Origin of the sequence: Phenylobacterium sp., assembly GCF_965229015.1 — a bacterium.
Lineage (GTDB): Bacteria > Pseudomonadota > Alphaproteobacteria > Caulobacterales > Caulobacteraceae > Phenylobacterium.
On the sequence record NZ_CBDDIM010000001.1, the window covers coordinates 2,058,915 to 2,083,270 of the forward strand.

24 protein-coding genes are annotated in these 24,356 nt (G+C 69.6%); 15 read left to right on the top strand and 9 right to left on the bottom strand.

Annotation, left to right across the window (positions count from 1 at the left end):
* Positions 1 to 69: 69 nt before the first annotated feature.
* Positions 70 to 534, bottom strand: a complete 465-nt coding sequence (locus tag ACO06I_RS10390) for a cupin domain-containing protein (protein ID WP_421932495.1) — start codon at positions 532 to 534, stop codon at positions 70 to 72.
* A gap of 75 nt (positions 535 to 609) precedes the next feature.
* Positions 610 to 933, bottom strand: coding sequence for a DUF1476 domain-containing protein (locus ACO06I_RS10395; protein WP_421932496.1), 324 nt, complete (start codon positions 931 to 933; stop codon positions 610 to 612).
* Positions 934 to 1,175: 242 nt separating this feature from the next.
* On the opposite strand from ACO06I_RS10395, the gene purC reads away from it, so the two are divergent.
* Genes purC through purQ form a run of 4 tightly spaced genes read left to right on the top strand, consistent with a single transcriptional unit; the run spans position 1,176 to position 3,253 of the window.
* Positions 1,176 to 1,934 carry a phosphoribosylaminoimidazolesuccinocarboxamide synthase gene (gene purC, locus ACO06I_RS10400; RefSeq protein ID WP_421932497.1) on the top strand — a complete coding sequence of 253 codons (759 nt, stop codon included), beginning with the start codon at positions 1,176 to 1,178 and terminating at the stop codon, positions 1,932 to 1,934.
* Positions 1,934 to 2,173, top strand: coding sequence for a phosphoribosylformylglycinamidine synthase subunit PurS (gene purS, locus ACO06I_RS10405; protein WP_215339286.1), 240 nt, complete (start codon positions 1,934 to 1,936; stop codon positions 2,171 to 2,173). Before purC ends, purS begins: the two co-directional genes overlap by 1 nt.
* Positions 2,170 to 2,541, top strand: coding sequence for a hypothetical protein (locus tag ACO06I_RS10410; RefSeq protein WP_421932498.1), 372 nt, complete (start codon positions 2,170 to 2,172; stop codon positions 2,539 to 2,541). Before purS ends, ACO06I_RS10410 begins: the two co-directional genes overlap by 4 nt.
* A 49-nt stretch (positions 2,542 to 2,590) precedes the next feature.
* Positions 2,591 to 3,253: a phosphoribosylformylglycinamidine synthase subunit PurQ gene (purQ, locus tag ACO06I_RS10415; RefSeq protein WP_421932499.1), complete on the top strand. Its 663-nt coding sequence runs from the start codon at positions 2,591 to 2,593 to the stop codon at positions 3,251 to 3,253.
* On the opposite strand, the gene ACO06I_RS10420 is transcribed toward purQ, so the two are convergent.
* Positions 3,243 to 3,791, bottom strand: coding sequence for a methylated-DNA--[protein]-cysteine S-methyltransferase (locus tag ACO06I_RS10420; protein WP_421932500.1), 549 nt, complete (start codon positions 3,789 to 3,791; stop codon positions 3,243 to 3,245). The genes purQ and ACO06I_RS10420 overlap by 11 nt on opposite strands.
* 114 nt (positions 3,792 to 3,905) lie before the next feature.
* Between ACO06I_RS10420 and ACO06I_RS10425 the strand changes: the two genes are divergently transcribed.
* Entirely contained in the window at positions 3,906 to 4,274 is a 369-nt protein-coding gene (locus tag ACO06I_RS10425; protein ID WP_421932501.1) for a BlaI/MecI/CopY family transcriptional regulator, read from the top strand.
* A gap of 119 nt (positions 4,275 to 4,393) precedes the next feature.
* Entirely contained in the window at positions 4,394 to 5,098 is a 705-nt protein-coding gene (locus ACO06I_RS10430; RefSeq protein ID WP_421932502.1) for a M56 family metallopeptidase, read from the top strand.
* A 13-nt stretch (positions 5,099 to 5,111) separates the two neighbouring features.
* On the opposite strand, the gene ACO06I_RS10435 is transcribed toward ACO06I_RS10430, so the two are convergent.
* Positions 5,112 to 7,433, bottom strand: a complete 2,322-nt coding sequence (locus ACO06I_RS10435; protein ID WP_421932503.1) for an acylase — start codon at positions 7,431 to 7,433, stop codon at positions 5,112 to 5,114.
* A gap of 94 nt (positions 7,434 to 7,527) precedes the next feature.
* Entirely contained in the window at positions 7,528 to 9,033 is a 1,506-nt protein-coding gene (locus tag ACO06I_RS10440; protein ID WP_421932504.1) for a globin-coupled sensor protein, read from the bottom strand.
* A 200-nt stretch (positions 9,034 to 9,233) separates the two neighbouring features.
* Between ACO06I_RS10440 and purL the strand changes: the two genes are divergently transcribed.
* From purL to ACO06I_RS10455, 3 genes are all read left to right on the top strand, one after another.
* Positions 9,234 to 11,432: a phosphoribosylformylglycinamidine synthase subunit PurL gene (gene purL, locus ACO06I_RS10445; protein WP_421932505.1), complete on the top strand. Its 2,199-nt coding sequence runs from the start codon at positions 9,234 to 9,236 to the stop codon at positions 11,430 to 11,432.
* 151 nt (positions 11,433 to 11,583) lie between these two features.
* Complete coding sequence (locus ACO06I_RS10450; protein WP_421932506.1) at positions 11,584 to 11,856, top strand: DUF4242 domain-containing protein; 273 nt, start codon at positions 11,584 to 11,586, stop codon at positions 11,854 to 11,856.
* Positions 11,857 to 11,876: 20 nt separating this feature from the next.
* On the top strand, positions 11,877 to 12,902 hold the full coding sequence (locus ACO06I_RS10455; protein WP_421932507.1) for a GlxA family transcriptional regulator: 1,026 nt from the start codon (positions 11,877 to 11,879) through the stop codon (positions 12,900 to 12,902).
* Between the two features lies 1 nt (position 12,903).
* On the opposite strand, the gene ACO06I_RS10460 is transcribed toward ACO06I_RS10455, so the two are convergent.
* Positions 12,904 to 13,386, bottom strand: a complete 483-nt coding sequence (locus ACO06I_RS10460) for a CinA family protein (protein WP_421932508.1) — start codon at positions 13,384 to 13,386, stop codon at positions 12,904 to 12,906.
* A gap of 162 nt (positions 13,387 to 13,548) precedes the next feature.
* On the opposite strand from ACO06I_RS10460, the gene ACO06I_RS10465 reads away from it, so the two are divergent.
* Entirely contained in the window at positions 13,549 to 14,781 is a 1,233-nt protein-coding gene (locus ACO06I_RS10465; protein WP_421932509.1) for a serine hydrolase domain-containing protein, read from the top strand.
* Between the two features lie 33 nt (positions 14,782 to 14,814).
* Here ACO06I_RS10465 and ACO06I_RS10470 read toward each other — a convergent pair whose 3' ends face one another.
* On the bottom strand, positions 14,815 to 15,441 hold the full coding sequence (locus tag ACO06I_RS10470; protein ID WP_421932510.1) for a hypothetical protein: 627 nt from the start codon (positions 15,439 to 15,441) through the stop codon (positions 14,815 to 14,817).
* Positions 15,442 to 15,514: 73 nt separating this feature from the next.
* Between ACO06I_RS10470 and ACO06I_RS10475 the strand changes: the two genes are divergently transcribed.
* From ACO06I_RS10475 to ACO06I_RS10495, 5 genes are all read left to right on the top strand, one after another.
* A complete protein-coding gene (locus ACO06I_RS10475; protein WP_304699239.1) occupies positions 15,515 to 15,748 on the top strand; it encodes a BolA family protein in 234 nt (77 codons plus the stop codon).
* Between the two features lie 6 nt (positions 15,749 to 15,754).
* Positions 15,755 to 16,645, top strand: a complete 891-nt coding sequence (locus ACO06I_RS10480) for a hypothetical protein (RefSeq protein ID WP_421932511.1) — start codon at positions 15,755 to 15,757, stop codon at positions 16,643 to 16,645.
* Positions 16,646 to 16,741: 96 nt separating this feature from the next.
* Positions 16,742 to 17,773, top strand: a complete 1,032-nt coding sequence (locus ACO06I_RS10485) for a Bug family tripartite tricarboxylate transporter substrate binding protein (protein ID WP_421932512.1) — start codon at positions 16,742 to 16,744, stop codon at positions 17,771 to 17,773.
* Positions 17,770 to 19,632, top strand: coding sequence for a tripartite tricarboxylate transporter permease (locus ACO06I_RS10490; protein ID WP_421932513.1), 1,863 nt, complete (start codon positions 17,770 to 17,772; stop codon positions 19,630 to 19,632). Before ACO06I_RS10485 ends, ACO06I_RS10490 begins: the two co-directional genes overlap by 4 nt.
* Positions 19,629 to 20,474 (top strand): SAM-dependent methyltransferase, encoded by an 846-nt coding sequence (locus ACO06I_RS10495; RefSeq protein WP_421932514.1) that lies wholly within the window; start codon positions 19,629 to 19,631, stop codon positions 20,472 to 20,474. Before ACO06I_RS10490 ends, ACO06I_RS10495 begins: the two co-directional genes overlap by 4 nt.
* Here ACO06I_RS10495 and ACO06I_RS10500 read toward each other — a convergent pair.
* Positions 20,453 to 21,472 (bottom strand): ATP-grasp domain-containing protein, encoded by a 1,020-nt coding sequence (locus ACO06I_RS10500; RefSeq protein WP_421932515.1) that lies wholly within the window; start codon positions 21,470 to 21,472, stop codon positions 20,453 to 20,455. The two genes, ACO06I_RS10495 and ACO06I_RS10500, sit on opposite strands and share 22 nt — an antisense overlap.
* Positions 21,472 to 24,261 (bottom strand): TonB-dependent receptor, encoded by a 2,790-nt coding sequence (locus ACO06I_RS10505; protein ID WP_421932516.1) that lies wholly within the window; start codon positions 24,259 to 24,261, stop codon positions 21,472 to 21,474. Before ACO06I_RS10505 ends, ACO06I_RS10500 begins: the two co-directional genes overlap by 1 nt.
* Positions 24,262 to 24,356: the final 95 nt, after the last annotated feature.

The window sequence follows — 24,356 nt, forward strand, 5'->3', positions numbered from 1 at the left end:
TCCTTGAGCCTGCTCAATTGGCGCGGGGATTTGCGGAGAGGCGCCCACTCATCCAGCACACTTCCCCCGTCATCCCGGCCGCAGCGAAGCGGAGAGCCGGGACCCAGGGGCCCAGCCCGCCGCCGCCAGTTCGAAGCCTGCGAACTCGAAGCCCGGCACGACGACGCAGGCCACCAGGGCCCAGCCGTCGGCCGCGGCCTGGGCCGCCTGCCATTCCCCCGGGGCGACGGCGTGCTGCGGCGAGTCGCCCGCCAGGATGTCGGCGCCCAGGCGGGTCTCAATCACGGGCCCCGCGTCCTGGGTCGCGGTCTTCAGGGTCAGGGCCGCCCCCGCCTGGAACAGCCACAGCTCGGTGGCGTCGACCCGGTGCCAGTGGGAGGCCTGGCCAGCCTCCAGCAGGAAGAGGATGGCGGTCCCGGGACTGCGGCCTTGGGCTTCGGAGGGCGCGCGCCAGGTCTCGCGGTACCAGCCGCCCTCGGGGTGGCGGGCGAGCTCCAGGCGGGCGATGACGTCGGCGGCCGATTCGGCGGTCATCCTGGGATCAGACACAAAAAACGCCGCCCTTGCGAGGCGGCGTCATCGCGGCGCGGGGCCGAGGTGAGGGTGGCGTCAGCCGCCGCCCTTGATGGCCTCGCGGGCCTGGGCCAGCAGTTCGTCCATCTTCATGCGGACATCGCCCTCGCTGACATTGACGCCCGAGCCCTTGAGGTCCTCGAACACCTTGCGCAGCACGTCCTCGTCGCCGGGCAGCTCGAAGTCGGACTTGACCACGGCCTTGGCGTATTCGGCGACGCGTTCGCCCTCCAGGCCCATCAGGCCGGCCGCCCACTCGCCGAGCGCGCGGTTACGGCGAGCCCCGGCCTTGAACTCCTGCTCCTGGTCCAGCGCGAACTTGTTCTCAAAGCCGCGCTCGCGGTCGTTGAAGGTGGCCATGGGGTCTCCGAATAGGCTGTAGCGGGGTTGCATATCCCCTGGCGGGCGCGGTCGCAATGTAAACGCTTCGCTCGATGGGCGATGTCCCCATGCCGTTTGCGCCCGGAGACCCAATCGTCTATTTTTCGCCGGCCTCAGATCGGCGAGAGGCGGGGCGTCGGACCGCGCGCGTTGGGACCACTCGCGCGCGTTTTTTGTTTCCGACCCTGGCCAGAACCCTCGCCACGTGGAGAAGGCTGCGTATGACCACCCGCCGCAAGAAGATCTTCGAAGGCAAGGGCAAGATTCTGTATGAGGGGCCGGAGCCCGGAACCTTGATCCAATACTTCAAAGACGACGCTACGGCCTTCAATTCCCAGAAGAAAGCGGTCCTCGAAGGCAAGGGAGTCATCAACAACCGCATCAGCGAATATGTGATGACCCGGCTGAACTCCATCGGGGTTCAGAACCATTTCATCAAACGCCTGAACCTGCGCGAGCAGCTGATCAAGGAGCTGGAGATCATCCCGCTCGAGGTCGTGTGCCGCAATGTCGCGGCCGGCTCGCTGTCGCAGCGGTTCGGCCTGCCCGAGGGCCAGGCCCTGCCCCGCTCGATCATCGAATTCTATCTCAAGGACGACAAGCTCGGCGATCCGATGGTCACCGAGGAGCACATCACCGCCTTCAACTGGGCCTCGACCCAGGAGATCGACGACATGATGGCGCTCACCCTGCGGGTGAACGACTTCCTCACCGGCACCTTCGGGGCGGTCGGCATCACCCTGGTGGACTTCAAGGTGGAGTTCGGCCGGCTGTGGGAGAACGACTTCGCCCGGGTCATCCTGGCCGACGAGATCAGCCCCGACAGCTGCCGGCTCTGGGACACCCAGACCAACGAGAAGCTGGACAAGGACCGCTTCCGCCGCGATCTGGGGGACGTCATCGAAAGCTATACCGAAGTCGCCCGGCGGCTGGGCATCATGAAAGAGATGCCCACCGTGATCCAAGGAGGCCTGCACTAGTGCGCGCGAAAGTTCATGTGTTCCTGAAACCCGGCGTGCTGGACGTCCAGGGCAAGGCCGTCGAGGCCGCCCTGCACGGCCTCGGCTGGGGTCATGTCGAAGGCGTCCGGGTCGGCAAGACCATCGAGTTCGACCTCAAGGGCAAGGACGCCGCCGAGACCGAGAGCGAGGTCAAGGACATGTGCGAGAAGCTGCTCGCCAACACGGTGATCGAAAGCTACCGGGTCGAGGTGGCGTGAGGCCCTGGGCGCTCCCGCTTCTGGGGGCGCTCATCCTGACCGCCTGCGCCAAGCCCGAGCCGCCCACACCGCCGCTGGTGCTGGATTGCGACCTGGGCTTCGAGGCGCTCAGCGCCAAGATCGCCGCGACGCCGGGGATGAAGCCGGCGGTCAAGGAGCGCGGCGAGCCGTTCCACTACTTCAACGCCAAGGGCGGCCAGACCTCCTACATGGTCACCGAGCCCGGCGCGCCGGGGCACCCGGCCATCCTCAAGCAGGAGGTCACCCCCTCGGGGATCGTCAACTCCGGCTGCCCCTACGGCGACGCGAAGGGCTATGCCGAACTGACCGCCTATCTGCAGGCCCTGGCCAGGGCGCGGGCGAAATGAGCCTGCCCCGCCTGGAAATCCCGCTCAAATCGGCCTAGGAACCCCGCCCATGAAAGCCGCCGTCATCGTCTTCCCCGGGTCCAACTGCGATCGGGACTGCAAGGTCGCCATCGAGCGCTCCACCGGCGCCAGCGTCGACATGGTCTGGCACGGCGACACCGCCCTGCCCCACGGGATCGACCTGATCGTCCTGCCGGGCGGCTTCTCCTACGGCGACTACCTGCGTTGCGGGGCCATGGCCGCCCTCTCGCCGATCATGAACGACGTCAAGCTGGCGGCCGAACGCGGCGTGGCCACCGTCGGGATCTGCAACGGCTTCCAGATCCTCTGCGAGGCCGGCATGCTGCCTGGCGCCCTGCTGCGCAACGAGGCGCTGAAATATGTCTGCAAGCCGGTGGCGCTCGAAGTCACCAACGCCCAGACGCGGTTCACCGCCGGCTATGCCGGGCGCCGCGAAGTGACCATGACGGTGGGCAATGGCGAGGGGAACTTCTTCGCCGATCCCGAGACCCTGGCCCGCATCGAGGGCGAGGGCCAGGTGGTGTTCCGCTACAAGGACAATCCAAACGGCTCGGCCCACGCCATCGCCGGCGTGGTCAATGCGCGGGGCAATGTGCTCGGCCTGATGCCCCACCCCGACCGCGCCTTCGAGGCCGAGCTGGGCTCGGCCGACGGGGCGATCCTGTTCCAGAGCGCCCTGGCTAGCGCCTAGCAAACAGCGGCAGGGCGTCGACCGAGGTCGCGCCCTCGATCTCCAGCAGCTTGAGCTTGGTCGCTCCGCCGCCGGGCGCGGAGAAGCCGCCCAGCTTGCCGTCGGCTCCCTGGACGCGGTGGCAGGGCATGATGATGGGGAACGGGTTCTTGCCCATGGCCTCGCCGACCGCCCGCGAGGCCGTCGGATCGCCGAGGCGCCGCGCCACCTCGCCATAGGTCAGGGTCTGGCCGGGCGGAATGGACCGGCCGATGGCGTAGACCCGGCGCTGGAAGTCGCTCAGGCCCTCCATGTCCAGGACGATATCGGCCAGGTCGTCCTTGCCCCCGGCCAGCAGGCCCTGGATGCGGGCGACGGCCGCGGCGATCTCCGGGGTCGGTTCGCGCGCCGCGATCCCGGGGAACCGTTGCTCGAACCGGGCCCGCGCCCTGGCGTCGGAGCTGTCGGGCAGACGCACGGCGGCGATGCCGGCCTCGCCCCAGGCCAGCCCGCAGCGGCCGATGGGCGTGTCGAAGAGGGTGTAGCCGAGCTCTGACATGGCTGCAGTCTACCAGACTTGAGGAGTCGATCTGGCGGGAATCGGACCTGGGCAGCCGGCTTGACTTGAGAGCGGAGGCGCGTAGCCTCGGTCAAAATTACAAGCGTAAGTCCCATGAACATCACCGAAGCCGAAAGTCAGATCATGGAGGCGCTGTGGCGGAAGACGCCGCTCACCGCCGACGAGATCGTTGCCGATGTCCGCGCCCGCCAGCCCTGGGCCGAGGCGACGGTGAAGACCCTGATCAACCGCCTGCTGAAGAAGAAGGCCATCCGGTCCGAACGGGTCGAGGGCCGCCACCAGTACGTCGCCCTGATCGCGCGGGCCAACTACGTGCAGGACGAGAGCCAGGGCCTGCTGGACCGGCTGTTCGAGGGCCAGCTCGCCCCACTCGTCGCCCACTTCGCCCAGAACCGGAAGCTGAAACCCGAAGAGATCGCTCGCCTCAAGAAGCTGATCGCGGAGCTCGACGATGATGACTGACCTGCTGGCCGACCTCCTGCGGGCCAACCTGGCCGCCAGCCTGGCGATCGCCCTGGTCTTCGCCCTGCGCCTGCCGGCCCCTGCCGATCCCCCTGACCCAGCCGGCCGGCCTGTCCCTGGTGGTGGCGGTCTGGGCGGCCGGCGCCTTCGCCCTCCTGGCCCTGATGGTCCTTGGCCAGTGGCGGTTCCTGCAGCGCGCCAAGGCCGGCGCCGCGGGGCCGGCGGTGGTGGGAATCATCGCCCCGCGCATCGTCACTCCAGCCGACCACCACGACCGCTTCACGCCCGAGGAGCGCGCCCTGGTCCGAGCCCACGAGCGGGCCCACATCGATCGCGGCGATCCAAAGATCAATGCCTGGGTCGCCCTGGCCCAGGCGATCAACTGGTTCAACCCCCTGGTCCATCTGGCCGCCTATCACGTCCGCCTGGACCAGGAGCTGGCCTGCGACGCCACGGTGATGGCCCGGCGGCCCAGCGAACGGCGCCGCTACGCCCAGACCATGCTGAAGACCCAGCTCGCCGCCGATCCACTGCCCTTCGGCTGCTACTGGCCGGCCCCGTCGCGTCATCCCCTGGAGGCGCGGATCGACATGCTGAAGCAGGCGCGGCCGTCCCAGAGCCGCGCCCTGGCGGGCTTCTGGATCGTCATGGCCCTGGCCGGCGCGACAGGCCTCGGCGCCTGGGCCGCCCAGCCGCCGGTCCCGCCCCACGTCCGCTGGCTGGACCAGCCGCACCAGGCGGCCCTGCGCCGGGAGCCCGCCACCGTCGTGGTGATCTCCCTCTCGGCTGACCAGGTCAAAGCCCTGACCCTGGCGGCCCGATAAGTCCAGATCGGGATCACTCCGCGATCGTCGTCACCGTCAGGGTCTTGTCGGCGGCGATCTCGGCGTCCGAGAACGGCAGGCGCACCCAGCCCTTCTTGGCGTGCAGCAGGGTCTGGTCGGCAAAGTGCGGCGAGGCCGGATCGGTGGACTGGGAATAGGTGAGGATGGCGTCGGCCACCGGCCCCTTGGCGTCGAAGGTCACCACCTGGATGTAGCTGGAGCCGTGGAAGGGGACGAGACCCGACCCCACCCAGGCCGACTGCTGGGCGTTGAGCACCCCGTCGCTCCCCTCGCCGCCGTGGATCGGGATCTTCTGGTCGCCGCGCACGGCGTACTGCACCTGGCCCCAGGGGGCGTCGAGGGTCACGCCCTTGGAGGCCAGCAGTTCTACGGCGTCGGCGAGCGCCGTCTTGATCTTGGCGCTGGCGGCGGCGTTCAGGCCGCTCGGGGTGTGGACAGGGTCGGTGGGGTCGAAGGGCGTGGCCCAGAGGCCGGGAATGCGCTCGGCCTTGCGCCAGAACTCCACGAACAGGTGGGCGCCGCGGCTGTCGATATTCATCCGCCGGTCCCACTGGGCAAGCACCGTGCAGGCGTCGGCGAGGCTGACATCCTGGCCCGCCGTGCTGGTCCCGCTCGGCGCCTCGGCGCACAGCTTCAGCAGGTCGGGGATGGCCAGGTCCGCCGCCAGGTTGCGGTTGCGGTAGAGCATGGCCTCGACGGCGGCGGGGTCGATGGTCTTGCCCGGCAGGCCGTCGGTCCCGGCCAGGCGCGCCTCGATCTCCATCAGGCCCGAACGGGTGCGCAGGTTCTGGGCCACGGCGGTGGGCCCGACGATGGGGGCGAAGGCGGCCATCGGCGCGCGGGCGTTGGCCAGCCAGTAGCTGTCATTGCTGTTGGCCACATAGTCGGTGCGAATCTGGGACGGCATGGCCTCGCCGGGCGCCAGGCCCGGGGACGGCGTCCCGGCGGCGACCTCCCAGTTGCAGGCCGAGCGCGCACCATCCAGCACATAGATCCGCGCCGTGGCGGCCAGCGGCCCCAGGCCCGAAGGCGGGGCGCAGGTCTTGGCCAGCTCGGCGGTGACATTGGGGGTGGCGGTGATGTCGGCGTAGAGAACCTGGCCCCCGCGGTCGCTGGCGATGGTGTTCACCCAGGGGATGCCCAGGGTCTTGCTGATCCCGGCCTTGATCTCCTCGACCGAGCGGGCGCGGGCGATGTCGAGCCAGGTGTCGCCGGAGCGGACATTGTTCCTGTTGGCGTCGCGCAGGGCGTAGGCGGTCTTGGCGCTCCAGGCGACCCCCACCTGGGGCATGACCACCAGGGGTCCATAGACGGATGTGTAGACCGTTCGCGTCTGGGGCGGGCCGTCCTTGACCTCCACGGTCACGGCCTTTGAGGCCATGCTCAGGCGCTTGCCGTCGACGAAGTAGGCGGTGGGATCGGCCGGATCGAGGCTGAGCTCGAAGATCGTGAAGTGGCGGTCGGTGGAGACCGTGTGGGTCCAGGCCACGTCCCTGTTGAAGCCGATGGACATGCCGGGCGCGCCGCCGATGGTGACCCCCATGACGTCCAGCTTGCCCGGGATGGTCAGGTGGACCTGGTAGAAGCGGTTGGTGGTCTCCCAGGGGAAGTGCGGATTGCCCAGCAGGACGCCGGACCTGTTGGCGGTGACGTCTCGCCCGAAGGCCCAGCCGTTGCTGCCCAGGCCGAACTGCGCCGGATCGGCGGGCAGGCCCGGCGCGTCCAGCGCCGCCTGGGCCTTGCTGGCCGGCGGGGCCGCGGCGTTGACCTGGCGCAGCCACGCCCCGCCGCTGGCCTGGATCATCCGTTCCTCGTTGAGGCGCAGCATGTCGTCGAGATGGATCGGCCGCAGCCAGGCGGCGTCGCGGCAGGCGGCCGGCAGGCGGGCCTTGGGGGTGTCGCGCAGGAACCGGTTGTAGCCGGCCACATAGCCCAGGACGAGGTTGCGGTAGTCGGCCGACAGCTTGTCGAAATTGGTCTTAAGGGCCGCGACGTCCAGGTTGGCGCGGAAGAAGAAGTCGCTCTCCAGGTTCTTGGTCTCGGCGAAGGCGATGGTGGTGACGCCGTCGGGGCCGAAATACTTCGAGCGCTCGCCGTTGACGGTGACCACCTTGTCGGCCAGCAGGCAGAGATTGTCCTGGGCGAAGGCGTAGGCCTGGCCATAGCCGATCCCGCCATAGTCGGCGGCGCTGATGTGGGGAACGCCATATTGGGTGCGGGTGATCTTGGCCTTGAAGGTGGGGGCCGCCTGGGCCCCGCCCGTCGCCAGACAGACCGCAGCCGCGCCCATCAGCGCCGAAAACCTACCCCACATCGCCGGTCCCTCCCGGGCGCGTTCGCCGCGCCCCGTCGGACTCGACATGACGGCGGTGACCACGGGTCAGTCAACGCCGGCGTCAGCGCGGGGGCTAGCTTGCCAGCCGTCGGCGAGGGGCCATCTCAACGCGGGCGGCCGCGGCCGGGGCGCCGGTCTCGAAGCGGCTGATCAGGCGGCTCAGTTCGCCGGCTTCGGAGCGCAGGCTGCTGGCCGCCGCGGTGGTCTCCTCCACCATGGCGGCGTTCTGCTGGGTGACCTGGTCCATCTGGTTCACCGCGGTGTTGACCTGGGCCAGGCCCACCGACTGCTCCTGGGCCGTGGCGGCGATCTCGCTGACCATGCTGTCGATCTCGGCGACCCGATCGACGATCCGCTGGAGGGCCTCGCCGGTCTGGCCCACCAGCTGCACCCCCGATCCCACCTGCTGGCTGGAGGCCGAGATCAGGGTCTTGATCTCCTTCGCCGCTTCCGCCGAGCGCTGGGCGAGCGCCCGGACCTCGGAGGCGACGACGGCGAAGCCGCGACCCGCCTCGCCGGCGCGGGCGGCCTCGACCCCGGCGTTGAGGGCCAGCAGGTTGGTCTGGAAGGCGATCTCGTCGATCACCCCGATGATCTGGCTGATCTGGGTGGAGGATTGCTCGATCTGCGCCATGGCGGCGACGGCCTGCCGAACGACGTCGCCGCTGGCCTGGGCGTCGCCGCGGGCGGCCAGCACCACCTCCGAGGCCGCGCGCGCGCCCGACGCCGTCTGGCGCACCGTGGCGGTGATCTCGTCCAGGGCCGCGGCGGTCTGCTCCAGGCTGGCGGCCTGGTGCTCGGTGCGGCGCGACAGGTCGTCGGCCGCAGTGGAGATCTCGTCGGACCCGCCCCGCACCGCCGAGGTCGAGGTGGATATCGCCGACATGGCCTCGCGCAGCCCGTCCAGGGCGACGTTGAAATCGCTCTTGATCCCCTGGAAGCGAGGATCGACCTGAACGGTCATGGTCGCCGTGAGATCGCCCCCCGCGAGCCGGCGCAGGCCGTCGGCCAGGGCCGCGACCATCTGATTCTGCTGTTCCTCGCTTTCGCGGCGCTCCCTCTCGGCCTCGACCCGCTTGGTCTCCAGGGCCTCCAGATAGACGGAGATGGCGATGTCCATGTCCAGGAAGGTCGCCTTGGTGAGGGCGCCCACCTCGGCGGCCACCGTCTTGACGTCCGGCCCGCGCGCGCCGAAGCCGCCCTTCGGCCAGCGCGCTTCCAGAACCTTGGTCAGCAGGGCCTCCAGCACCAGGGCGTAGCCGCCGATGTACCAGCTGGGCTCCAGGCCGATGCGGGCGTGAACCTCGCCCACCTTGGTGACCGCCTTGGCGTAGGTGTCGTCGAACTGGCCGCTGGAGATCATGTCCCAGTGACCGAGCTGCCGGTTCTGGGCCGCCGTCATGTGCGCGTCGCTTGAGAAATGCGCCCGGGTCTCCGGCGTCGCCCGGACCTGGTCGTAGAATCCGTCCAGGGCCGCGGGCAGGGCCTTCATGACCACCGGCTTCAGGCTGGCGATGCGCGCCTGCGCCTCCTGGTCCAGCTTCATGAAGCGGAGGCGGTCGTCGATGGTACGCGGCATGGCGGAAATACACCCAGACTGAGTAATCCGGCGAAGCTGGGCGGTGAGGGTTAAGGGCCCCTTAAGGACGCAGGCCCGCGACAATCAGCGCGACGGATGGCGCCTGGCGTGGCCACGCGGGCGGCAGGATCGGCTCAAGCGGCGCAGGGAATCGCCTGCCCCTATCGCGTGCGCGCCCGAGTCCGGCTAGAAGGCGCGCCATGAGCGCCCAGCCTGTGAAGACCCTGGCCGAGACGGCCGCCGAATACGGCCTGAAGCCCGAGGAATACGACCTCATCGTCAAACGCCTGAACCGCGAACCGACCCCGGTCGAGCTGGGCGTGTTCTCGGTGATGTGGAGCGAGCACTGCTCCTACAAGTCCAGCAAGATCCACCTGGGCAAGTTCCCCACCAAGGGTCCCCGGGTGATCTGCGGGCCGGGCGAGAACGCGGGCGTGGTCGACATCGGCGACGGCCAGGCCTGCATCTTCAAGATGGAGAGCCACAACCACCCCTCCTATATCGAGCCCTATCAGGGGGCGGCGACCGGGGTCGGCGGCATCATGCGCGACGTCTTCACCATGGGCGCGCGCCCCATCGCCCTGCTGAACGCCTTGCGCTTCGGCGATCCCAGCCACCCGAAGACCAAGCGCCTGGTGGCCGGCGTGGTCAGCGGCATCGGCGGCTACGGCAACTGCGTGGGCGTGCCCACCGTGGCCGGCGAGACCAATTTCCATAAGGGCTATGACGGCAACATCCTGGTCAACGCCATGTGCGTGGGCCTGGCCGACGCCGACAAAATCTTCTACTCGGCCGCCCCCTCGGCGGGCCTGGCGGTGGTCTATTTCGGCTCCAAGACCGGTCGCGACGGCATCCACGGCGCCACCATGGCCAGCCAGGAATTCGACGACGCGTCGGACGAGAAGCGCCCCACCGTCCAGGTCGGCGACCCCTTCGCCGAGAAGCTGCTGATCGAGGCGACCCTGGAGCTCATGGCCTCGGGCGCCGTGGCCGCCATCCAGGACATGGGGGCGGCGGGCCTCACCTCCTCCTCCGTGGAGATGGCTGGCAAGGGCGAGGTCGGCATCGAGCTGGACCTGGACATGGTGCCCCAGCGCGAAGAGGGCATGACCGCCTACGAGATGATGCTGTCGGAGAGCCAGGAGCGCATGCTGGCTGTCCTGAAGCCCGGCCGCGAGCACGACGGCCACGCCATCTTCGAGAAGTGGGGTCTGGACGCCGCCGTCATCGGCCACACCACCGACACCGGCCACCTGGTGCTGAAGCACAAGGGCGAAACCGTCTGCGACGTGCCGCTGGCGCCCCTGTTCGAAGACGCCCCGCTCTACGACCGGCCCTGGGCGCAACCCGCCCTGCACCCACGCCTGAACCCCGCCGAGATTCCCGAGCCCGACGACTACGGCAAGGCGGTGCTTCAGTTGATGAGCGCCCCGGACATGGCCTCCAAGCGCTGGCTCTGGGAGCAGTACGACCGCCACGTCATGGCCGACACCCTGGAGGACAGCGCCACCGGCGCCGACGCCGGGATCGTGCGGGTGCACGGGACCAGGAAGGCGCTGGCCATGACCTCCGACGTCACCCCGCGCTATGTGCAGAATGACCCCTATGAAGGCGGCAAGCAGGCCGTGGCCGAGGCCTGGCGCAACCTGACCTGCGTGGGCGCCGACCCCATCGCCATCACCGACAACCTGAACTTCGGCAATCCCGAGCGCCCCGAGATCATGGGCCAGATCGTCCGCGCCATCGACGGCATGGCCGAGGCCTGCCGGGCGCTGGACTTCCCGGTCGTGAGCGGGAACGTGTCGCTCTACAACGAGACCAATGGCGCGGCCATTCCGCCGACGCCGACCGTGGGGGCCGTGGGCATATTGGCCGACTCCACCAAGCGGGCCGATTTCGCGGGCATGAAGGCCGGGGACACCCTGGTGCTGCTGGGCGAGACCCGCGGCGAACTGGGCGCCAGCATGTACCTGCGCGAAATCCTGGGCCGCGAGGACGGCGCGCCGCCGCCGGTGGACCTGGCGATGGAACGCCGGATCGGCGACTTCGTGCGCGGCGAGATCGAGGCCCGGCGGGTGACCGTCGTCCACGACCTGTCCGACGGCGGGCTGGTGGCCGCGGCCGCCGAGATGGCGCTCGCCTCCAACGTCGGCGTCACCCTGGAACTGCCCTCCAAGCTCCCCGACCACGCCCTGCTGTTCGGCGAGGACCAGGGCCGCTACCTGATCGCCGTCGCCGATCCCATCGCCCTGCTGAAGGCCGCCCACGCGGCCGGGATCGCGGGCGAGGTCGTCGGCCACGCCGACGGCCAGGCCCTGGCCTGCGCCGGCATCTTCAGCGTTTCACTGGACGACCTGCGCACGAGCCACGAGGGCTGGATGCCGGGCTATATGGGGTAAGCGCCTAAGATCCCCCCCCCCCAGCGCGCTAGCGCGATGTGGGGGAGCATCTGGGCAAGGGCAAATCGCCCCCCTAGGTTGTCCTGATCGCCGTCTACCGCCAAACCGCGACTGCGGTCAGGTTCGCGCTCCCTGAAACGGAGCCTTACCTATGAAGAAGTACATGATCGAGCGGGACATCCCCGGCGTCGACAAGATGACCGCCGAGGAGCTCAAGGGCGCGGCGGCCACCTCCAACGCCGCCCTCGCCAAGCTGTCTCCCCGCGTCCAGTGGCAGGAGTCCTTTGTCGCCAAAGACAAGACCTTCTGCGTTTACTTGGCCGAGGACGAGGCGGCGGTTCAGGAACATGCGAAACTGAGCGGCTTCCCCGCCAACAAGATCACCCTGCTGTCCGGGTCCATCGACCCGACCACGGCGGGCTAGGAAGGTTGGGGATCCTGCAGATGAAGGAGCGCCCAGTGCTGGACGTGACCGTGGTGCTGCTCGACGACGGGCTGTCCTCGACGGCGATCATGCCGGTGGAGATCTTCCACTCCGCCGGCACGCTCTGGAACGACCTCCACGACCAGGCGCCCCAACCCGCCTTCCGGGTGCGGACCGTGTCGCTTAGCGGCGGGGCGGTCCGCAGCCCCTACGGCCTGTCGATCACCCCAGAGACCTCCCTCGACGCCATCGAGCGGACCGACATCATCATCGTGCCGACCTCGGGGCTCGACCTCGATCTGAAGCTCGTCGAGAACAGCGCCCTGCTGCCCTGGCTGAAGCGGCACTACGCCCAGGGCGCCTATGTGGCGGGTGTCTGCATGGGCGCGGCCTATCTGGCCGAGGCGGGCCTGCTGGACGGGCGGATCGCCACCACCCACTGGGCGGTCTCCGACCGGCTTTGCGCCCGCTATCCGAAGGTGCGCTGGCGGCAGGACCTGTTCGTGACCGAGGATTCCCGCCTGCTGTGCAGCGGCGGGGTCTACGCCTCGATGGATGTCAGCCTCTATCTCGTGGAAAAGCTGTGTGGCCACGAGGTGGCGCTGAAGTGCGCCAAGGCCCTGCTGTTGCCCATGCCGCGCATCCACCAGTCGGGCTATGCGGTCCTGCCGGTCTCCCAGCCGCACGACGATTCCCGCATCCGCCAGGTGGAGGCCTTCCTGCAGACCAACCTGTCCCGCGACGTCTCCACCCAGGACCTGGCCGACCATGCAGGCCTCGGAGCGCGGACCTTCGTGCGGCACTTCAAGGCCGCCACCGGACGGCTGCCGGCGGCCTACCTCCAGGCCCTGCGGATCGAGGCGGCCAAGAACATGCTGGAGCGCGACGCCAAGCCGATCCAGTCCATCAGCTCGGAGGTCGGCTACGACGACGTGGCCTTCTTCCGCAGCCTGTTCAAGCGGATCACCGGCATGACCCCCACCGACTACCGCGCCCACTTCGCCCCCCTGGGCGTGCGCGGCCAGCCGGCCTTCGAGGCGCCCTGACCTACTCGCTGAGGGAGCGCTCCAGCATCCGCAGCACGGCGGCGGCGAAAGCCTCCATATTGGCCCTGCGGTCGTCCGACGCGGTCTCGATGGTCATGGCCATCTCGATGGGGCCGGAGATGGCGATGCAGGTGTGGCCGGCGGCGTCGCCGTAGGGATTGCCGGTGGGGCCCGCCGCCCCGGTCTCCGAGACGCCCCAGGTGGCCCCGAACCGCTCGCGGACCGTGCGGGCCAGCAGCATGGCGTAGGGCTCGCTGGCCGAGCGCATGCCGGCGACGGCCTCCCTGGGCAGTTCCAGCAGCACCATGCGGGCCTTGCCCGTGTAGATCACCCCGCCCCCCAGATAATAGGCCGAGGCCCCGCCGACGCTGAGCAGGGCCGCCGACACCAGGCCGCCCGAGGAGCTTTCGGCCACGGCCACCGTCTCCTTGCGGGCCTTGAGCTGGGCGCCGATGGTCTCGGCCAGGTCGTAGAGCGCTTGCATCGGCGGGTTCCTCTTCCTCGTTCCCATCGTCATCGCCCGTCCGCGCCGCCGGGGCAACGCCGCGATCGCCCTGACGCCGCGTCAGGATTTTCTTGGCTTGGCCCCGCCTCGGGCTAATGATGCCGGCAATTAGAACAGCTGAGATTTTCGGAGGAACTATTCATGGACGCCCATTCCCAATGGACCGGGCTCGACGCTGGTCGGCTGGAACGCATCACCGACCATATCGAGCGCAACTATATCGGCCCGCAGAAGATCGCCGGCTGCCAGATCGCCGTCTCCCGGCACGGCCATTCTGCCTATCAGAAGTCCTTCGGCTCCATGGACCTGGAGCGCGGCAAGCCGATGATGGATGACGCCATCTTCCGCATCTATTCCATGACCAAGCCGATCACTTCGATCGCGCTGATGACCCTGTACGAAAAGGGCTATTTCCAGCTCAACGACCCTGTCAGCCGCTTCGTCCCCTCCTGGAAGAAGCACCGCGTCTGGGTCTCCGGCGAGGGCGAGGACATGGTCACCGAGGCGCCCAAGCGCCCGGTCTCCTTCAAGGACGTGCTCTCCCACACCGGCGGCTTCACCTATGGCGGCGGCCTGCCCGGCGTCGGCGACCAGCACCCCGTCGACAAGATCTATCGCGGCCTGAAGGTGCGCAGCGTCGGCGGCAAGGACTCCATGATGGAGTTCCTCGACAAGCTCGGCCAGGTGCCGCTGCTCTACCAGCCCGGCGAGCGCTGGATGTATTCCCTCGCCACCGACATCTGCGGCGCCCTGGTGGAGGTGATATCCGGCAAGCCCTTCGCCCAGTACCTGCAGGAGGAGATCTTCGGCCCCCTGGGCATGACGGACACCGCCTTCTTCGTGGCGCCCGACAAGATCGACCGCTTCTGCGCCAACTATCAGCGCGGCCCCGACAAGAAGCTCAAGGTGATGGACGACCCCATGACCAGCGAGTTCACCAAGGACCCCGGCTTCAAGTCCGGCGGCGGCGGCCTCACCGGCACGACGGCCGACTACATGCGTTTCTGCGAGATGCTGCGCCGGGGCGGGGAGCTGGACGGCCATCGCGTGATCGGCCCGCGCACCCTGGAAATGATGCACATGAACCACCTGGCCGGCGGCAAGGACCTGACCCAGATGGCGATCGGCGGCTTCTCCGAGACCGCCAACGAGGGCGTGGGCTTCGGCCTGGGCTTCGCCTCGACCATGAGCCAGACCCAGACCGCCACCCTGGGGTCGGGCGACTACTACTGGGGCGGCGCGGCCTCCACCATCTTCTGGGTGGACCCCAAGGAGGACCTCTCGGTGGTGTTCATGACCCAGCTGATGCCCTCGGGCACCTTCAACTTCCGCGGCCAGCTGAAGAGCCTGATCTACTCGGCCATCATCGACTGACGATCCCGGGGCCCCTCTCCTCGCGGGAGGGGCCTATCGGTCGCCGTCGCGGATCCAGCGGACGACGCCGCCGGCCTCGTCGGCCCCGCCCTCGAAGGCCCAGGCCTCGCTCAGCCGCACGGCGTTGCGCACCGCCGCCGGCGTCCGGGCCAGGCAACCGGCTTCCTGACCCTTGATGGGATAGAGGCCCGCCAGCAGCTTGCGCTTCTTGGCCGTCTGGCCGGCGGGGATCGGCGCTTCGCACCGCCCGTACCAGAAGCGGACATTGGTGATTCGCCCCTGTCCGTCCGAGGCCATGGGCCGCAGGCCGTAATAGAAGGCGCCCGGCTCGGGTGGGGTCTGAATCTGCACCACCACCGGGTCGCCGGCCGCCAGCCGATAGGTCTGGACGGTGGGGTCGGAGCCGGACGGATCGTCGCTGCGCTTGACGTCGACCAGGGTGCTGGGGCCCACCACGACGGCGCTGACGCACTTGGGCCAGGACGCGGCGGGGCTGCGGGGATTGAACTTGCAGGCCGGCTCGATGGCGGCCCAGAGACCCGGCCGCAGCACCGGCGCCCCGACGCTGTCGGCGGCGGTGAACAGCGGCCGCTCGGAACTCACCACCGCGCAGGCCGACGTCCCCATGGCCAGGACGAGCGCGACGATCATCCGCAACATGAAACCGACCCCCCGATCCAAGGCTTGTTAAGCTTTCTAGCGCAGAAACGATCACCTGAGAGGCGCGATTCCCATGCCCATGCCCATCGCCGATCTGGAAGCCTCGCTCCGCGAGGGTTTCCCCGACGCCGAGATCCAGGTCGAGGACCTGGCAGGCGACGGCGACCACTATCGCGCCCGCATCGTCTCGAAGGCCTTCGCCGGCCTCTCGCGGGTCAAGCAGCACCAACTCGTCTACGCCGCCCTGAAGGGCAAGATGGGCGGCGAGTTGCATGCGCTCGCCCTCGAGACCCAGGCCCCGGGTTAGGCCGCCATGCGCTACCGGCCCTTCGGCGCGAGCGGCAAGGCGGTTTCGGCCATCAGCCTGCTGCTGCGCGAAGCTCCCAACATGACCACGACGCACGCCTGGCGCACCCTGGCCTTCTCGGCCATGGAGGCCGGCGTCAACTGCTTCGAGATCACCGCCGGATCCGACGTCATGGCGTTGGGGGTCGGCGAAGCCCTGCGCGCGGTGGAGCGCCGGCTGATCTCGGTCGGCTGGCGTCTGCGCGGCGATCCCCGCAAGGTGCTGACCGCCGAGGCCATCTCCCTGAGCGTCCGCGGCGGCCTGGCCAAGACCGGGGCCGGCTATTTCGACCTGCTGATGATGGACGAGGCGGCCTTCGAGAGCCTGGCGCCTGACGCCCATGGCTATCTCGCCGACCTGCGGGCCGCGGGCCTGGCCCTGCATATCGGCGTGGTGGGGGATGGCCCCTGCATCGACACCTGCATCGACAGCGGCGCCTTCGACGTGCTCGCCACCCCCTTCAGCCTGATCTCCGACTGGAAGGCCCGGCGGCGGATCAAGGACGCCTCGGCCCGCGACATGACCATGATCGCCTATGATCCCTTCCCGCCGGCCCTGTGCCGACCGGGCGGCGGCGGGGTGGTCCCGAAGGCGGGCCTGTTCCGCCGCGCCGAGCCCCTGGCCGGCGCCGGCACCTACGCCTTCCTGCACCAGACCCAGGGCTGGTCGGCCGAGGAGCTCTGCCTGGCCTACGCCCTCACCGAGCCCGCCTTCGCCACGGTCCAGGTGGAGCAGTTCCGCGCCGAGGCCATCGAGCGCCTGGCCATGATCACCGACAAGGACCTGCCCACCGGCGTGGCCGCCCAGATCGAGATGGCGCGCTTCAGCGCCGACACCGTCGAGCAGCGGCGCGCCTGAGCGACCGCGCGATTTCGCCGCGCGCTCGCGCGGCGTGGCTTTAAGTTCCGGGCGCCTCCGGGCTATATGCCGGCTTCCCCAGGAGCACTCGAATCCATGCCTCGTCCGATGTGGCCTTCCGGAAGGGCCACCCGCCGCGCCGTCCTGGCCTTCGGGACCGCCGCTGGACTGAGCGCCTGCCACCCCCGCAAGTCAGGGCCCGTCCGGCTGATCGTCGGAGCCGACGCCGGCGGAGGCAACGACGATTTTTCCCGGCTGTTCGCCCGCCACCTGCAGCGCCTCACCGGCCTGACGCTGCAGGTCGAGAACGAGGGACGCGCCGGCGGCAAGCTGGCGGCCGACCTGTTATCGCGGGCCAGGCCTGACGGGCGGACACTGGCTTTCCTGCCGGCGGGCCTGCTCTACGAGCAGCTGCTGGAGGGGGCCAGCGGCGCGACGGACTATCGGCGTTTCAGCTGGCTGGGGGGCGTCGGCGCCGACCGCCGCGTGCTGCTGGTGAGCCGCCAGAGTCGGGTGACCAGCTTCAGCGAGGTCCTGGCGCGCCAGAAGCCGCTGCTGCTACCGTCCACCTCGGCCGCCTCGGCCAACTACATCGAGCCGATGATCATCCGCCACCTCACCGGAGCGCCCCTCAAGCCGGTGCCGGGCTATCGCGGCGGCGCCCGGAACCTGGCGGTCCTGTCGGGCGAGGGCGATGGCATGGTGGGGGGGCTGGATGGCATGGGCGCCCTGCTGGAGGCCCCCGGGTCCCGGCTGATCCTGCGCCTCAACGACCGCCCCCTGCCCCCCGCCACGCCCCAGGCCTCGGAGCCGCCGCCGTTGCTGGCGGCCTTCGCCAGGGGCGAGGACGCCACGGACCTGCTCTATCTGGTGGAGACCTACGCCACCCTGGGCCGGATGTTCGCCCTGCCCCCGGGCGCGCCCGCCGGTCTCTTGGCCGAGTGGCGCGCCCACCTTGACGGCGTGCTCGCCGACCCCGCCTTCCGCGCCGAGGCGGCGAAGCGAGGCTACACCCTGGAGAAGCTGTCCGGCGGCGAGGTGCAGCAGGCGCTCACCCGCGTGCTGGACGCGGCGGGCTCCATCGCCGGCGCCCTGCGCCGGGCCCTGGCGCCGACGCCGCCGGGATGATCCCGGCGCTTGAAGCCCTGGCCGGTCTCGCCGGATCCCCGGCGGGCCTAGGCGGCCTGCTGGCGGGCACCCTGGCCGGTCTGCTGGCCGGCCTGACCCCCGGGGTGAGCGGCCGCGCCGGCCTGCTGCTGGTGACGCCCATCGCGCTCAGCCTGGGACCGAGCGCCGGGGCGGTGTTCCTGATCGCCTTCCATTCGGTGGTTCACACCTCCGGCTCGATCCCGGCCATCCTGTTGGGCGCCCCGACCTCGGCGGCGGAGGCGGCCACGGCCATCGACGGCTACGCCATGGCCCGCCGGGGCGAGGCCGCCCGGGCCATCGGCGCCACCCTCTCGGCCTCGGCCTTCGGGGGCTTGGTGGGCGCCCTGGTCCTGTTCCTGGCGGTTCCCGCGGCCATGGCCCTGATCGTCCACTTCGGGACGCCGGAGATCGCCGCCCTCTCGGCCCTGGGTCTGATCTCCATCGCCGCCCTGTCCGGCGGCTGGCTGTCGGCCGGCCTGATGGTGGCGGTCCTGGGAGTGCTGATCGCCGCCGTGGGGATCGATCCGTTCTCCGGCGCGCCCCGGCTCACCTTCGGCCTCCTCGACCTGTGGGATGGGGTCAGCCCGGCGGCCCTGGTCACCGGCCTCTTCGTCGCCCCCGAGCTGGCGGCGCGGGAGACCGCCTCGGCCGCGGGCCGCCCCCAGCAGACCCATCTCGGCGCCGTTCTTGCGGGCTGCGCCGAGAGTTTCACCCACTTCTGGCTGATGTTGCGCAGCTCGCTGATTGGCGTGGCGGTGGGGCTGGTGCCGGGCCTGGGCGCCAGCGCCGCGGTCTGGATCGCCTATGGCCACGCCCGCCAGACCCATGCCTCCGAGATCCCCTATGGCGAGGGCGCCATCGCCGGGGTGATCGCGCCCGAGGCCGCCAACAACTCCAAGGAGGGGGGCTCGCTGATCCCCACCCTCTTCCTCGGCATCCCGGCCTCCTCGGGCATGGGCATCCTGCTGGCCGCCTTCGCCACCCTGGGGGTCGAGGTGGGCCCGAAGATGCTCACCAAGACCCCGGAGTTCGTGTTCCTGCTGGGCTGGTCGAACATCCTGTCCAACCTGCTGGCCGCGCCCCTGTGCCTGTTGCTTGCGCCGGCGATGGCGCGGTTCGCCACTATCCGGCGGGCGCAGGTGGTTCCCCTGGCGCTGGCCGCGGCGATGGCCGCCACGGTCCTTACCGGGCACGGGATCTCGACCCTGGCCCAACTGGCGCTGTTCTCCGGCCTGGGCCTGCTTCTGAAAGGCGCCAACCTGCCCCGCGCGCCGCTGCTGCTGGGGTTCGTGCTGGGTCCCGGCCTGGAGTCCGGCCTGGTGCGCTCGGGCATGGTCTATGGCTGGCAGGCCCTGACGCGGCCCGGAGTCCTGATCATCCTGGCCCTGGCCGCGGCGATCATCTTCGCCTCGTCCCGCGCGCGCCGGGAGCCGGCGGCCCATGGCCGTGAGGCCGGGACCACCCTGCTGACCCCGGCCATGTGCCTGGTGGGCGGCCTGTGCGTCCTGGCCCTGGCCACCGCCGTGACCCTGCCTCCCACCGCCTCGGCGATCCTCTATGTCGCCGCCGGGATCGGCCTGGCCGCCACCGCCGTGACCGCCCTGCGTTACTGGCCCCACAGGGCGGCGGCCACCGCGCCGGCCGCCAGCGACAGGCTGATCCTGACCCTGTTCCTCGGCGCCCTGGCGGTGACCGCGGCCATCAACCTGCCGGTCGGCGTGGCCGCCCTGGTGTTCGCCGCCTTGGTGACCCGGGGCGGCGTCGGCTATGTGAGCGCCGGCCTCATCGCCCTGGCCGCCGCCGGGGCGGCCCTCGGCCTGGAGACCCTGACCCCGTGACCCCGACTCTCTCCGACCCGGCCGAGCCCCTGGCGCCCGACGACCTGATCGCCCTGGCCCGGGCCGGATGGCGGCTGGGCGCGCGGTACTGCACCGCCTGCGGCGGCTATCACCGCATGTGGGGCGCCCTGCGGGCCGCCGGTGTGGTGGGGGGCGCGGACGCCGACGAGGCGGTCCTGGCGCCCCTGCTGACGCGGGCCCTGACGCCGGGCGCGCGGGTGCTGCTGGCGGGGTCAGCCGACCCGGGCATCCTGGACATGGTGGCTCGGGCCGCCGGGACGACACCGCTCCGGGTCATGGTGGCCGATATCTGCGCCACGCCCCTGAAGGTGATCGAGACGCTCAGGCCCTACCCGGCCATCCAGGTGGAGACGCTACAACTCGACCTGACGACGCTCGATCATGAGGCGGCGTGGGACGTCATCGTCTCCCACTCCATGCTGCCCTTCGTGGGTCCCGAGGCGCGGCTGGAGATCCTCACGCGCCTGCGACGGGCCCTGGCGCCCGGCGGGCGCCTGCTACTGGCCATGCGCAGCGCCTCGGCCATGGAAGACGCCGACGCCGCCCGGCACGACGAGGCCTGGATCGCCCGGGCGCAGGCGAAGATCGCCCGGTCGGGAATTCCCCTACCCGGCCCGGCCGACGAGTTCGACGCCGCCCTGGTCCGCTACGCCGCGCTCCGCCCCGCCCGTCTCTGGGTGACCACGCCGGAGCAGGTGGAGGCTCTGCTGCGGAGCGTGGGCTTCCGCCAGGTGGAGACCTTCCGCAGCCAGGAATCCAGCGAACTGACCATCGGCGGCCGGACCTATGCCAAGCGGGGCTATATCCTTGAGGCGCGCTGAGCGAGCTTGGCGTGGAGCAGTTCGGTGACCGCGGCCACCATCGGCGCCACGGCGGCGCGGTTGTGCTGCATGGCCGGATTCCGGAAGAACGGGTTGAAGTTCATCGTCGCGTTGGCCTCGAAGACCACCAGCCGTCCGTCGGCCTGGACGCAGACGTCGATCCCGAAATAGTCCAGGCCGATCCGGTCGCGGATCGCGCGCAGGGCCGTGCGGGTGATCTCGGGCTGGGCGTCGAAGCCCCCCAGCAGGGCGGCCCGACTCTCCTCCACCATCTCGGGATGGTTGACCATGAAACGCCGCGAGGTGTTGCCGTGGATGTTCCAGACGTCGGCCAGGATGTGCTGGCGCAGGACGATCGCCTCGCCCACGAAGAAGAACCGCGTCTTGCGATAGATGCCGTCGGCGGCCCGCACATCGACGAATTCGGTGATGTAGTACTCGTTGCGGCGATCGCCGTAGCAGCCCTCGATGGCCTCGGCGGACTCAAACAGCCCCAGGAACTCGCCATTGTGGCTGCCGGTGCGCCGGACGATGGCGGGAAACCGGAAGTCGGCCTCCTCCAGCTGGCGCTTCACCCGCTCCAGGCTCGGGTTCCGCAGGAGCAGGGTCTTGGGCATGACCACGTTCTCGAGGCCGGCGAGCCGGGCGGAGATGTGATGGCGCCGGGTCTGCTTGATCGCCGCGGCGGGGTCGATGATCGGGATGTCCAGGCCGCGGGTGAACTTCTCGATGACCGACAGGGTCTCCGGATTCTGGTCGGCGTCGGAGACCATGTTCCACAGGACGTCGACCTTGGAGACGTCCCAGTGGCGGGCCTTGCGGAAGTAGCTGGGCGTGAAATGCAGCCGCGCCCAGTTGAACGCCTCGCCCTCCAGCAGGCCGAACACCCGGTCGGCGTCGTTGTTGCCCATCAGGAGGATGCCGCCGTCCTGATCGAACAGGATGGCCCGGTCGGTGTCGTTGCCGAGAATGAAACCGATGCGGGGTCGGTCCTGCATCAGAACCGATACCTCGCGCCCAGGAAGAACTGGCGGCCCGTGTGGGTGTACTCCTCGGAATTGTGGCGTTCCGTGGAGGTGAACCGGTTCTCGTATTCGTCGGTCAGGTTGATGGCCTCGAAGGTCAGGCTGAGGCGATCGCTGAGCTTGTAGCTGGCGCTCATGTCCAGGTTCAGGGTGGAGTCCTTGCCGCGGACGTCGTTGCCGTTGCCGCCGGGAATGGCGCTGAGATAGGCGTCGCGATAGCCCGCCGACACCCGCGCGCTGAACCGCGGGTCCTCATAGTAGAGCGTGGCGTTCCAGGATTCCGGAGAGAGGCCTACCAGGGGGAAGACCTTGGTGGCGACGGGAACGGCCGCGGCGTTGGTGATGTAGGTCACCGTCGATTCCACATGGGTGTAGTTCACGATCCCGCCGAACCGATCGAAGGGCGCCGGCAGGAAGGCGAAGGGCCCCTGCAGATTGATCTCGAACCCCTTCAGCTCGCCGCCGGCGGTGTTCAGCAACTGGGTCACCTGGAACACGGTGTCGGCGGTGTTGCCATTGGCCAGCAGGCTGACCGGCAGGCCGGTGGAGCCATAGGGCACGGTGGTGGCCGAGCCTTGGATGTAGGACTGCAGGTCCTTGTAGAACAGGCCCACGCTGAACTGGGTCTCCCGCGCCGGATACCATTCGAAGCTCAGGTCGAAGGTGGTGGCCCGGATCGGATCCAGCAGGGGATTGCCGATGGTCAGGGTGCGGGCGGTGTTGCTCAGCGTCCCGCCCGGGGTCAGGTTCGGCAGCTGCGGACGGGCCATGACCTTGGCCGCCCCGAAGCGGACCTGGACGTCGGTCCACGGCTCCAGCACCAGGTTCAGGGCCGGCAGTGTGTCGTCGTACTTTCGCGACACCGCCACGTAGTCGGTCCCCACATAGCCCCGCGCGGTGCTGCTGGTGGAGGCCCGGCGCACGCCGACATTGCCGCGCAGGGGCATGTCGAAGAGCTGGGTCGCGAAGTCGGCCTGGAGGTAGAGCCCCAGGTCGCGCTCGGCCACGTCGCGGTTGGCGCCGCGCTGGTTGTCGGAGCTGATCCGGAAGTCGCCATAGGCGTTCACGCAGTTGCAGTAGAGGTCCACCAGGGCGGCGATCTTGTTGACGTCGGGCGCCAGCCAGGTGGTGGGCGTGCCGGTCGGCGCGTCCATGCCCAGGCCGCTGACCAGCTGGCTGATGGAGGCCAGGCTCACCCCGGGCAGGGCGACGGCGCCGTCCACCAGGCCGCCGATGGTGTAGCGGCGCCATTCGGCGGTGCGGAACTTGTAGTCCTTGAACAGCAGGCCGCCCTTGAGGGTCAGGCCCTCGTTGACCACGAAGCTCAGGTCCACCCCGGCGGTCTTGAAGCGGTTGACCGTCTTGTTGGGCCGCATCCGCAGCAGGGAGGCGTCGCCCTTGCCCGCGGTGGGGCTGAAGACCCAGTTTGCCGGGTCGGTGACGTCGAAGCCGTAGTCGAACCCGGGCAGGGTCTGGCTGGAGGAGAAGTCGTAGCTGTAGCCGTCCTGGTCGTAGCGGTCGAAGGAGGCGGTGGTCTGGACCGGATTGTCCTGGATCGAGCGGGACTGGCCGAGCATCGCCTTGAGCTTCAGGCGGTCGTTGAAGTCGTGCTCCAGCCCCAGGGAGAGCTGGCTGAACTCGCTGGAGAGCTCGTCCTGGCGGTCCTCGGTGCGGATGTCGACGTCGTCGAAGGTCGCCTTGACCAGCTGGTTCTGGGCGTCGAACACCGGATTGCGGACGTCGGTCTCGCGGGTTCCCTGGCTGCCCCGGCTGAGCGAGACGGCCTCCAGGTAGCTCTCGTGCCGGCGGGTGTCCAACAGGGCGAAGAGGGCGTCGAAGCTGAAGGTGGTGGCGTCGGTGGGCCGGAACTGCACGGCGGCGGTGGAGCCGTAGCGCGTCGCGTCATAGGTCAGCTTGCCATAGCGCGGGATGCGCGCGTGCCAGGCCGAATTGACCGCGCTGTAGACGCCGGCGGGGCTGTTGCAGGGGCCGGGCGTCTGGAAGCATCCGGCGGAGTTGGTGGGGACCGAGGGGTTCTCCCACCGGCCGCTGGAGAAGGAGCCCTCGGTGACGTGCCGGTCGCTATAGGCCAGCGAGACCAGGGCTCCGAGCTTGCCGTCGAACCAGGTGTCGGAGATCAGGGCGGTGGCCCGGGGGTCGAAGTCCCTCGACAGGTCGTTGTAGCCGTACTGGACGCCGCCGACGGCGGTGAAGCCCGGATGGTCGAAGGGCTTGGCGGTGGTCAGGTCCACGGTGCCGCCCAGGGAGCCCTCCTCCAGCTCGGCCGACTGCGACTTGCGCACCGCCACCTGGCTGAACAGCTCCGAGGCGAAGACCTGGAAGTCGAACCCGCGGCCGCGATTGGCGAAACCTGAGGTGTCCTTGCCGCCGGTGGTGGCGAGCGCCTCGAAGCCGTTGAGGCGCACGCGGCTGAAGTCGCCCGACAGGCCGCGCACGGTGATGGAGCGGCCCTCGCCGCCGTCCCGGTCGATGGCGACGCCCGGGATCCGCTGCAGGGACTCCGCCAGGTTCAGGTCCGGGAAGTCGGCGATGTCCTCGGCGTTGATGACGTCGACGATGTCGTTGCGGGCGCGCTTGATCTCGATGGCGCTGGCCAGGCTGGCGCGGAACCCGGTGACCACCAGTTCGTCAACCTGCGCGGTCTGGGCGCGGGCCGAGCCGGCCGCCAGCAGACCGACGACGGCCAGGGCGGAAACCGACGACCAACGCGCACGCCGGTGCTTGATAGGATGTGATTGCAAGATTAGTCCCCCAGCCCAGGGCAATGACCGGCTCGCCTCGCCTTGGCAAGCTACGTCGGCGCTCCGCAGCCTGACTATTTTTGACACGCCCGGCG

Bases quoted from the DNA above. Each gene is read 5' to 3' on its own strand.
- ACO06I_RS10390 (WP_421932495.1), bottom strand. From the start codon at position 534: ATGACCGCCGAATCGGCCGCCGACGTCATCGCCCGCCTGGAGCTCGCC.
- ACO06I_RS10395 (WP_421932496.1), bottom strand. From the start codon at position 933: ATGGCCACCTTCAACGACCGCGAGCGCGGCTTTGAGAACAAGTTCGCG.
- purC (WP_421932497.1), top strand. From the start codon at position 1,176: ATGACCACCCGCCGCAAGAAGATCTTCGAAGGCAAGGGCAAGATTCTG.
- purQ (WP_421932499.1), top strand. From the start codon at position 2,591: ATGAAAGCCGCCGTCATCGTCTTCCCCGGGTCCAACTGCGATCGGGAC.
- ACO06I_RS10420 (WP_421932500.1), bottom strand. From the start codon at position 3,791: ATGTCAGAGCTCGGCTACACCCTCTTCGACACGCCCATCGGCCGCTGC.
- ACO06I_RS10425 (WP_421932501.1), top strand. From the start codon at position 3,906: ATGAACATCACCGAAGCCGAAAGTCAGATCATGGAGGCGCTGTGGCGG.
- ACO06I_RS10435 (WP_421932503.1), bottom strand. From the start codon at position 7,433: ATGTGGGGTAGGTTTTCGGCGCTGATGGGCGCGGCTGCGGTCTGTCTG.
- ACO06I_RS10440 (WP_421932504.1), bottom strand. From the start codon at position 9,033: ATGCCGCGTACCATCGACGACCGCCTCCGCTTCATGAAGCTGGACCAG.
- purL (WP_421932505.1), top strand. From the start codon at position 9,234: ATGAGCGCCCAGCCTGTGAAGACCCTGGCCGAGACGGCCGCCGAATAC.
- ACO06I_RS10450 (WP_421932506.1), top strand. From the start codon at position 11,584: ATGAAGAAGTACATGATCGAGCGGGACATCCCCGGCGTCGACAAGATG.
- ACO06I_RS10455 (WP_421932507.1), top strand. From the start codon at position 11,877: ATGAAGGAGCGCCCAGTGCTGGACGTGACCGTGGTGCTGCTCGACGAC.
- ACO06I_RS10460 (WP_421932508.1), bottom strand. From the start codon at position 13,386: ATGCAAGCGCTCTACGACCTGGCCGAGACCATCGGCGCCCAGCTCAAG.
- ACO06I_RS10465 (WP_421932509.1), top strand. From the start codon at position 13,549: ATGGACGCCCATTCCCAATGGACCGGGCTCGACGCTGGTCGGCTGGAA.
- ACO06I_RS10470 (WP_421932510.1), bottom strand. From the start codon at position 15,441: ATGTTGCGGATGATCGTCGCGCTCGTCCTGGCCATGGGGACGTCGGCC.
- ACO06I_RS10475 (WP_304699239.1), top strand. From the start codon at position 15,515: ATGCCCATGCCCATCGCCGATCTGGAAGCCTCGCTCCGCGAGGGTTTC.
- ACO06I_RS10480 (WP_421932511.1), top strand. From the start codon at position 15,755: ATGCGCTACCGGCCCTTCGGCGCGAGCGGCAAGGCGGTTTCGGCCATC.
- ACO06I_RS10485 (WP_421932512.1), top strand. From the start codon at position 16,742: ATGCCTCGTCCGATGTGGCCTTCCGGAAGGGCCACCCGCCGCGCCGTC.
- ACO06I_RS10490 (WP_421932513.1), top strand. From the start codon at position 17,770: ATGATCCCGGCGCTTGAAGCCCTGGCCGGTCTCGCCGGATCCCCGGCG.
- ACO06I_RS10500 (WP_421932515.1), bottom strand. From the start codon at position 21,472: ATGCAGGACCGACCCCGCATCGGTTTCATTCTCGGCAACGACACCGAC.